This window comes from Arthrobacter sp. 2YAF22_2 (assembly GCF_052114645.1).
Lineage (GTDB): Bacteria > Actinomycetota > Actinomycetes > Actinomycetales > Micrococcaceae > Arthrobacter.
The window spans coordinates 1-7945 of the sequence record NZ_JBFRFD010000124.1 but is presented as its reverse complement, the minus strand read 5'-3'; the positions used below and the strand labels follow the sequence as shown (position 1 = coordinate 7945).

At 67.9% G+C, this 7945-nt stretch carries 11 protein-coding genes and 1 riboswitch; of the genes, 8 read left to right on the top strand and 3 right to left on the bottom strand.

Going from position 1 to position 7945, the window contains the following annotated elements:
* On the bottom strand, nucleotides 1-419 hold a 419-nt coding region (locus AB4Y86_RS07225; RefSeq protein ID WP_441401409.1), incomplete at its 3' end, for an RNB domain-containing ribonuclease.
* 41 nt (nucleotides 420-460) lie between these two features.
* Between AB4Y86_RS07225 and AB4Y86_RS07220 the strand changes: the two genes are divergently transcribed.
* The gene (locus AB4Y86_RS07220) at nucleotides 461-1132 is read left to right on the top strand and encodes a ferritin-like fold-containing protein (RefSeq protein WP_441401407.1); all 672 of its coding nucleotides are present in this window, start codon (nucleotides 461-463) and stop codon (nucleotides 1130-1132) included.
* Here the strand turns inward: AB4Y86_RS07220 and thiE are convergent.
* Nucleotides 1129-1863 carry a thiamine phosphate synthase gene (gene thiE / locus AB4Y86_RS07215; RefSeq protein WP_441401405.1) on the bottom strand — a complete coding sequence of 245 codons (735 nt, stop codon included), beginning with the start codon at nucleotides 1861-1863 and terminating at the stop codon, nucleotides 1129-1131. The genes AB4Y86_RS07220 and thiE overlap by 4 nt on opposite strands.
* 26 nt (nucleotides 1864-1889) lie before the next feature.
* Nucleotides 1890-2009, top strand: a riboswitch (TPP riboswitch).
* On the opposite strand from thiE, the gene thiO reads away from it, so the two are divergent.
* From thiO to AB4Y86_RS07180, 7 genes are all read left to right on the top strand, one after another.
* The gene (gene thiO, locus AB4Y86_RS07210) at nucleotides 2000-3268 is read left to right on the top strand and encodes a glycine oxidase ThiO (protein ID WP_441401404.1); all 1269 of its coding nucleotides are present in this window, start codon (nucleotides 2000-2002) and stop codon (nucleotides 3266-3268) included. It overlaps the preceding riboswitch by 10 nt.
* Nucleotides 3265-3501: a sulfur carrier protein ThiS gene (gene thiS / locus AB4Y86_RS07205; RefSeq protein ID WP_441401402.1), complete on the top strand. Its 237-nt coding sequence runs from the start codon at nucleotides 3265-3267 to the stop codon at nucleotides 3499-3501. The genes thiO and thiS overlap by 4 nt, the downstream gene beginning before the upstream one ends.
* A gap of 5 nt (nucleotides 3502-3506) precedes the next feature.
* Nucleotides 3507-4313, top strand: a complete 807-nt coding sequence (locus AB4Y86_RS07200) for a thiazole synthase (RefSeq protein ID WP_441401400.1) — start codon at nucleotides 3507-3509, stop codon at nucleotides 4311-4313.
* Nucleotides 4314-4538: 225 nt separating this feature from the next.
* Nucleotides 4539-4820 carry a DUF3311 domain-containing protein gene (locus AB4Y86_RS07195; protein WP_441401398.1) on the top strand — a complete coding sequence of 94 codons (282 nt, stop codon included), beginning with the start codon at nucleotides 4539-4541 and terminating at the stop codon, nucleotides 4818-4820.
* Complete coding sequence (gene mctP, locus AB4Y86_RS07190; protein WP_441401396.1) at nucleotides 4817-6511, top strand: monocarboxylate uptake permease MctP; 1695 nt, start codon at nucleotides 4817-4819, stop codon at nucleotides 6509-6511. The genes AB4Y86_RS07195 and mctP overlap by 4 nt, the downstream gene beginning before the upstream one ends.
* A 38-nt stretch (nucleotides 6512-6549) precedes the next feature.
* The gene (locus tag AB4Y86_RS07185; RefSeq protein ID WP_441401411.1) at nucleotides 6550-6942 is read left to right on the top strand and encodes a VOC family protein; all 393 of its coding nucleotides are present in this window, start codon (nucleotides 6550-6552) and stop codon (nucleotides 6940-6942) included.
* Between the two features lie 192 nt (nucleotides 6943-7134).
* Nucleotides 7135-7269 carry a hypothetical protein gene (locus tag AB4Y86_RS07180; protein ID WP_441401394.1) on the top strand — a complete coding sequence of 45 codons (135 nt, stop codon included), beginning with the start codon at nucleotides 7135-7137 and terminating at the stop codon, nucleotides 7267-7269.
* A 119-nt stretch (nucleotides 7270-7388) separates the two neighbouring features.
* Here the strand turns inward: AB4Y86_RS07180 and AB4Y86_RS07175 are convergent.
* The coding region (locus tag AB4Y86_RS07175) for a phosphotransferase (protein WP_441401393.1) at nucleotides 7389-7945 on the bottom strand (557 nt) is incomplete at its 5' end.

The following is a 7945-nucleotide window of genomic DNA, read 5'->3' as shown; positions in this document are numbered from 1 at the left end:
TGTCCCGCCAGCAGGCTGCCGGCCGCCTCGCTGATGACCTCGGGGTGCAACGGGATCCGTCCGTCGGGCGTGTAGAAAGTCTGGCCGCGGTGACGGGTCTCGGCGTCGAGCGCGCTGCCAGGAGTCACGAAAGACGGGACATCCGCGATCGCGTAGAAGACCTTATAACCCTCGCCGGCGCGGTCTAGGTAGAGCGCCTGGTCCAGGTCCGTCGAGGAGGCCGGATCAATCGTCACAAACTCCACATGGGTCAGGTCCAGCTCCGGGAGTTGATGCCCTGCCACGGCAGCCGCCGCTTCCCGGAGCACCGCCTCCGGAAAGGGCCCCGGCAGTTCCAGCGTGGTCCGCAATGCTTTGAGCGCTTGGGCAAGCTGGTTCTGCTGCTGAAGCACAGTCGGAGTCAGGCGATGATGAGACACGAAAATCAGGTTAGCCCGATTTCCGCTATTAGTCTTGAAACATGAGCACCTCCCCGGCAGACCCGGCCCACGGCAAGCGCTTCCGCCGGGATCTGCTCGGAGTAATGGCGTACGTGGAGCTCTCGGCCTTTGAGCGGCTTTCCTCTGACGCACGGTATTCGCCCACCTTGCACGACCGGGCGGTCCTGGGCCGGCTTGCCGTCATCGAGTTCCAGCACTTCGAACTGGTCTGCAAGAAGCTGGCGGAGCTGGGCCTCGACGTGGAGGAAACCATGCTGCCGTTCCAGCCACCGGTCGATTCCTTCCACGAGCGCACCCGCCCGGCCGACTGGTACGAATCGTTGATGAAGGCCTACGTGATCGACGCGGTGTCCGCCGACTTCTTCCAGTCGATTTCCGGCCACGTCGACGCCGACATGGCCGCGCTGATCGGACGGATCCAGTCCGCCGGGGATGCGGCGGCGGTACTCCGGGAGCGGCTCAAGGCGGCGCTCGCTGATGATCCCCGGTTGGCGTCCCGGCTGGCACTGTGGTCGCGGCGGTTGCTCGGCGAGGCGCTTTCCCTGGCACAGCGGGTCGGACAGGAGCATGCCTTCCTCCACGGCCCGGCCGGCGCGGATACCGCCGGGGGAGCCGACTTGGCCCGCCGCCTGACGGCCGAGCTGGCCGCCGCCCATTCCCGCCGGATGTCCCAGTTGGGGCTCGCCGGCTAGTTGGCGCCCCCGGCGGTGACGGCGCCTGCCTCAATCGAGCTCCCGGCGTCGAGCGCGGCGAGCAGGGCGCGCGCCGCCGCGGCGGGATCGTCCGCCTCGGTGATCGCCCGGACCACCACGATGCGCCGGGCGCCGGCGTCCACCACTTGTTCCACGTTGCCCAGGTCGATGCCGCCGATCGCGAACCACGGCGGCACCCCCGGTTCCGCTCCGGCCCGCTCCGCCGGGGCCCTGCCGCGGTCGCCCGCGACGGCGGCGTGGCGCACCAGGTCCAGCCCGACGGCGGCCCTGCCGGGCTTCGTGGGGGTGGCCCACACCGGCCCCACGCAGAAGTAGTCCAGCCCAAGCGGGCCCCGGGCCGCGGTGATGGCCGCATCGACCTGAGCCGGGGTGTGGGTGGACATGCCGATCACGGTGCTCCCGCCAAGGAAGCCCCGGGCCGCAGCGAGCGGAATGTCCTTTTGCCCGATGTGGAAGACGGGTGCGCCGGCGAGCGAGGCGAGGTCCGCCCGGTCGTTGACCGCCCAGAGCCGGTTGTGCCGCAGCGCCACGGCGTGCAGGACCTCCAGCAGCTCCAGTTCCTTGGCGGCCTCCAGCGACTTGTCCCGCAGCTGGATGATGTCGACCCCGCCGGCAAAGGCGGCGTCAACAAAGTCTTCGAAGTCGCCCCGCCCCTTCCGGGCATCGGTGCAAAGGTACAGGCGGGCGGGGGTGAGGGCTTCCTGGCTCATCCCCCAAGCCTAGTTCCCCTAAACTGGTCGCATACCGCGGGAGCCCGCACGTGCCGTCACACGGCGCAGGGCTGAGAGGGCGTCAGAGCCGACCGCTTGACCTGATCCGGTTAGTACCGGCGTAGGGAAGGAAGCCATGGCCTCACCATCTGTCATATCCGCCACACCCCCCGGGCCGTACGACGTCGCCGTGATCGGCGGCGGGGTGATCGGCCACGGCATCGCCTGGGAAGCGTGCCGGTCGGGCCGCTCCGTCGCGCTGATCGACGACGCCCCCGGCACCGGTGCCAGCTGGGCCGCCGCCGGCATGCTGGCACCGGTCAGCGAACTCCACTACCAGGAGGAAGAGCTGCTGGCACTCATGCTCGAAGCCTCACGGCTCTGGCCGGGCTTCGCCGCGGGACTTGGCGGCGGCCGGTCGGATGCGGGCGGCACCGGGTACCGCACGACGCCGACCCTCGCCGTCGGCGCGGACGCGGCCGACCGCCGGGCGCTCGCCGACCTGCGGAGCGTCCAACTGTCCTGCGGCCTGGCCGTGGAGCCGCTGACGGTGCGCGAGGCGCGGGGGCGTGAACCCCTGCTCAGCCCGGGCATCTCCTGCGCATTCGACATCCCCGCCGACCACCAGGTTGACCCCCGCCGCTTGCTCGTCCAGACCGCCGAGCTCCTGGCCCGCGACCACCGGTACACAGCCGTGCCCCGCCGCGCCGCAGGGCTGCGCTGGGACGGGGACCGGGTCTCCGGGGTCAGCCTCGAGGACGGCGGGGAGATCCGCGCCGGTGAGACCATCGTGGCCAACGGACTCGGAGCGGCCGGCCTGCAGGGCCTGCCCGGGGGACTTACCCTCCCGCTGCGGCCGGTTTACGGCGATATCCTCCGGCTTCGTGTACCGGCGGCGCTCCGGCCGTTGCTGCGCTGCACGGTGCGCGGTCTGGTCCGCGGGAGCCCGGTGTACATCGTGCCGCGGGAGGACGGCACGGTCGTGATCGGCGCCACCCAGCGGGAGGATGCGCCTTCGGATCCCGGTGCGGTCTCCGCCGGCGGCGTCTACCAGCTGCTGCGTGACGCCCAGCAGCTGCTGCCCGCCGTCGCCGAACTGGAACTGCTGGAGGCCACGGCCCGGGCACGGCCAGGCACCCCGGACAACGCCCCGCTGCTGGGGCGCGTGGCCGGCTCCGGTAGCGGGCCGGACTACGAGGGGCTGATCATTGCCACTGGCTTCTTCCGGCACGGAGTCCTGCTCACCCCGGTGGCAGCAGCCGTCTGCCGGCAGTTGCTGGACGGCGAGCCGGATCCGCGCTGGGACCGGTTCCGGCCGGACCGCTTCGCCAACCGCAGCCGGGACGCCTCGGCCGGCGACACAACGCCGCCGGACACCACAACGAAAGACAGGGCACCAGCATGAACATCAGGCTCAACGGAGCGCAGCACACGGTCGCCGACGGCGCCACCGTCAGCGCCCTCGTCGGCGGGGTCACGGGACGGGAGCTGGGTGCGGATGGCCGGGCCACGGACGGCCGCAAGCTCGGCGTCGCCGTCGCCCGCAACGCCGAAGTGGTGCCGCGCAGCCAGTGGCACGCGACCGCGCTCGCCGAGGGCGACGACGTCGAACTCGTTACCGCCGTACAGGGAGGATGAAGCACATGGGAGAAACAACACTGACCGCAGCGCAAGGACACCGGGATCCGCTGATCGTCGACGGCGTGGAACTGGGCTCGCGCCTGATCATGGGCACCGGCGGCGCGCCGAGCCTGGAGGGCCTTGGCGCCGCGCTGGTGGCCTCCGGAACGGAACTCACCACGGTGGCTATGCGCCGCTACTCGCCGGCCGAAAGCGGCTCGCTGTTCCAACTGCTGGCCGAGCGCAACATTCGGGTGCTGCCGAACACGGCCGGCTGCTTTACCGCCCGGGACGCAGTCCTCACGGCCGAACTGGCACGCGAAGCGCTGGAAACCGACTGGGTGAAACTTGAGGTGATCGCGGACGAGCAGACCCTGCTGCCGGACGCGCTGGAGCTGGTGGAGGCCACCGAACAGCTGGTGGGCCGCGGCTTCAAGGTCTTCGCCTACAGCAACGATGATCCGGTGCTGGCGCTGCGGCTGGAACACCTCGGCGCCACCGCCGTCATGCCCCTGGGCGCCCCGATCGGCACCGGCCTGGGCATCCTCAACCCGCACAACATCGAGCTGATCGTCTCCCGTGCATCGGTGCCGGTGGTGCTCGACGCCGGCATCGGCACCGCGTCGGACGCGGCACTCGCGATGGAGCTCGGCTGCGACGCCGTGCTGCTGGCGACCGCTGTGACTCGCGCCCAGGACCCGGTGATGATGGGCGCCGCCTTCAGGCATGCCGTCCTCGCCGGGCGGCTGGCGCGGCTGGCAGGCCGGATTCCTCGCCGGGAACACGCGCTGGCCTCCTCCGCCATGGAGGGCCGGGCCGAGTTCCTCTAGCGGCCTCGGAGCCTGGGTTGCCGCTCCGCAGCACAGGGGTTCCACGGCCACCGGCGCCAGACGCAGGGGCTTGCCGTGCCAAGAACCGGGTAGTTTGCACTGTTGAAGAATTAATCCAGTGTCTATTCTGTTGTTTACCACCGCGCTGATCCGCGGTCTGCAGGCCGCCGGCACGTCCCGGGAAGCCTTCCCGCTCCGGGGGCCCGTCTCAATGAGGAGGCGTCGATGTCCAGTCCCGATCTGCCAACGCGAGGCCCGGCCAGGCCCGGACCCTATGTGATTTCAGGAATCCTGCTGCTGGCCGCCATCGTGGTGCCGCTGTTTGTGCCCGCGTACTCGTTCGACAACCCGCGTCTATACGGTATCCCGTACTTCTACTGGTACCAGATGGCGTGGATTCCGGTCACAGCGGCCCTGGTGGGAATCTCCTACTGGTTGGTCACCAGGGAGGACCGACGCCGGCGCGAAGCGGTGCGCGACGAGGCCCGGGCAGGGGAGGAGCGGTGAACGGGGCCACTGTGGCGCTGGCAGTCCCGGACCGCCCGATCAACGGAATAGCCCTCACCATTGTGATCATCCTCTTCGTCTTGGTGGCTGCACTGGGGTTCTTTGCGGCACGCTGGCGGCGGGAAGAGACGACAGGGCTGCACAGCCTGGACGAATGGGGACTGGGGGGCCGGAGTTTCGGCACCTGGGTGACCTGGTTCCTGCTCGGCGGCGACCTCTACACGGCCTACACGTTCGTGGCCGTACCCGCKGCCATGTGGGCCACGGGAGCCGTGAGCGGGTTCTTCGCGGTGCCCTACACGATCGTGCTGTATCCCATCGTGTTCCTGCTGATGAGCCGGTTGTGGTCCGTCTCGCACCGGCACGGGTTTGTCACGCCTGCCGACTTTGTCGGCGGCCGTTACGGCAGCAGGCCGTTGACCATTGCAGTGGCCGTCACCGGCATTGTCGCGACCATGCCGTACATCGCGTTGCAGCTGGTGGGCATCAAGGCCGTGCTCACCGTGCTCGGACTGGGCAGTGCCGAGAACGCCCTGCTGACCGACCTGCCCCTGATCATCGCGTTCGTGGTCCTGGCCGCCTATACGTACATGTCCGGCCTGCGGGCCCCGGCCCTGATCGCCGTCGTGAAGGATCTGCTGATCTATCTGGCGGTGATCGTCGCGGTGATCTACCTGCCGATCAAGTTCGGCGGCTGGGGCACCATCTTCGACTCCGCGGAGGCGAAGCTGGCGACGGTAAACCCGGCCACCGGAAAGCCCGCCGGTGTCTTCATCCCGGGCGCCACGAGCTACTCGGCCTACTGGACGCTGGCGCTGGGCTCAGCCCTGGCCCTGTTCATGTACCCGCACTCGATCACGGGAGTACTCGCGACCAAAAGCAGGAACACCATCCGCCGGAACGCCGCAGTGCTCCCGCTCTATTCGTTGATGCTGGGCTTCCTGGCGCTGCTCGGATACGCGGCCATTTACGCGGGAACCAAGCCCGTCGATTTGAACGGCACGGTCAACCCGCAACTGGTGGTGCCGCAGTTGTTCCTGGATCACTTTCCGGCCTGGTTTGCCGGCATCGCCCTCGCCGCGATCGCCATCGGGGCCTTGGTCCCGGCGGCCATCATGTCCATCGCCGCGGCTAACCTGTTCACCCGGAACATCTACCGGGACCTGATCAAGCCCGACGCGACGCCCCGCCAGGAAGCGAGCGTTTCCAAGGTGGCGTCCTTGGTGGTGAAGTTCGGTGCGCTGATCTTCGTCATTGCCATGGACCAGTCGGCGGCCATCAACATGCAGCTCCTGGGCGGCATCTGGATCCTGCAGACCTTCCCGGCGATCGTGGCCGGGCTGTACACCCGCTGGTTCCACCGGTGGGCGCTCTTTATCGGCTGGGCGGCCGGCATCGCCTATGGCACGATCGCCGCCTACAACGTTGTCAACCCCGTCACGAAAGCCCACTTTGGCGGCTCCATCGCCGCCATCCCCGGCACCGACGTGCAGGTCTACATCGCCGTGGTGGCGTTTGCCATAAACCTCGTCGTCGCGGCTGTCCTGTCCCTGGTCTTCCGCGCCCTCAAGCTCTCGGACGGAAAGGACATCACCCGCACCTCGGACTACGGTGCTGATGAGAACGATCCGAAGGTGGCCGAAATCCAGCGCAAGTACCCGCTCGCCGAGCCCGGGACGCCTACGTTTTGAACCACCGCGTCCGCGGAATCCGGGGTACTGTGATGCGCATGGAGATGCGCCTTGAAGTGGTCCAGGTACCGGTTGCCGACGTCGACGCGGCCAAAACGTTTTACGCCGACCGGATGGGTTTCGTCCTCGACCACGATGTGGAGTACATACCGGGCATGCGGGTGGTCCAGCTCACCCCGCCGGGATCCACGACGTCCATAGTCATTGGCACGGGCATGAACAGCATGTCTCCCGGGAGCCTGGAGGGCCTGCAATTGGTCGTGCCGGACATGGCGTCCACACGGGCCGAGCTCCTCCGTCGCGGGGCGGAGATCAGTGAGGTCCAGGACCTCGGCGGGATCGCCTTTGCCTACTTCAGTGACCCCGACGGCAACCGCTGGGTTATTCAGGAGTCCACGTCCCCGGACGTTAAGGAAGCTTTTCAGCGATAGGGAGATCGCGGTCCCACACTCCTCACTTCGCGGGTACGATTCGCAGCACTCGGATGGCTATAATCGATCTGCCCCCGCCGGGGAGGGTGTGAACTCAATAGTCTGGAGGCTGATGTGGAAGAGAGTTTGGCGCGCGTTTGGGTGGCTTCCGCAGATAGTGAGTCGRCGGACTTTGCCGCGGATCAAGCGAGAATGGACCTGCGCGATGCAATGACCGAGGCCATGGAGGGCGGCGCCGATCCGCAGAGTGTTTGGGCTGCTTCCAATGCCACAGACTCCGACATGATGCGCGGCCAGGACGATGCGGATCTGCCCGGGTCTGCATAGCCCGAATGGCGCCGGGCGTCGGGACCCGACCGCCGGCGCCAGGATTTAACCTCCCGGCGTGGCTCCCGCACATCGCTTCCCATATGTCCCATTGATGCTCCCAGGCTCGTAAGCTAGGGTCACTCTTCCGCGAGGGCCTGTTCCCAAGCCGTTTGATTCCGCGCGACGTACTGCGCGGCCGTGCGCCAGTGCTCGCCGTGGCCGTTGACATACATGTCGGCCCACGGCTGGAGCCCAGACTCGTTCGAAGACTTCAGCAGGTTCCACATTGCCGTCGTTCGCTTCACCATCGCGGACGGCAGTGCGCTGCTCATGGCGTCATCCGCTTCGTACCCGTCTACAACGGCACGCAATCTTGAGGCCGCAGCTTCCACTGGCTGGCCCTCGAACAGCATGCCAAACGACTGCGCCGCGTACGCCAGATCCCACAGCCGGGTGCTGGGGCCGGCACCATCCCAATCGATGAAGACCCACCGGTCTCCCCTGATCAGGTTCCACGGAGCGAGGTCGTTGTGGCACATCAGGTTCGGATTCTCGGCGGGCAGCAGCAGGTGCCAACCAGCCTCCGGGATGCCGAAGGGTTCGCTGGCATCGTGGATTTCCCTGATCATCCGCCCAACCCTTAGCAAATCATCCGGCGCCAGCGGCAGCTGGTCCATCGCAGGCACGCCGTCTA

What these genes read in the sequence shown, in the direction of transcription:
- thiE (WP_441401405.1), bottom strand. Translation starts at nt 1,863, where the DNA reads ATGAGCCAGGAAGCCCTCACCCCCGCCCGCCTGTACCTTTGCACCGAT.
- thiO (WP_441401404.1), top strand. Translation starts at nt 2,000, where the DNA reads ATGGCCTCACCATCTGTCATATCCGCCACACCCCCCGGGCCGTACGAC.
- AB4Y86_RS07195 (WP_441401398.1), top strand. Translation starts at nt 4,539, where the DNA reads ATGTCCAGTCCCGATCTGCCAACGCGAGGCCCGGCCAGGCCCGGACCC.
- AB4Y86_RS07200 (WP_441401400.1), top strand. Translation starts at nt 3,507, where the DNA reads ATGGGAGAAACAACACTGACCGCAGCGCAAGGACACCGGGATCCGCTG.
- AB4Y86_RS07185 (WP_441401411.1), top strand. Translation starts at nt 6,550, where the DNA reads ATGGAGATGCGCCTTGAAGTGGTCCAGGTACCGGTTGCCGACGTCGAC.
- thiS (WP_441401402.1), top strand. Translation starts at nt 3,265, where the DNA reads ATGAACATCAGGCTCAACGGAGCGCAGCACACGGTCGCCGACGGCGCC.
- AB4Y86_RS07180 (WP_441401394.1), top strand. Translation starts at nt 7,135, where the DNA reads ATGGACCTGCGCGATGCAATGACCGAGGCCATGGAGGGCGGCGCCGAT.
- AB4Y86_RS07220 (WP_441401407.1), top strand. Translation starts at nt 461, where the DNA reads ATGAGCACCTCCCCGGCAGACCCGGCCCACGGCAAGCGCTTCCGCCGG.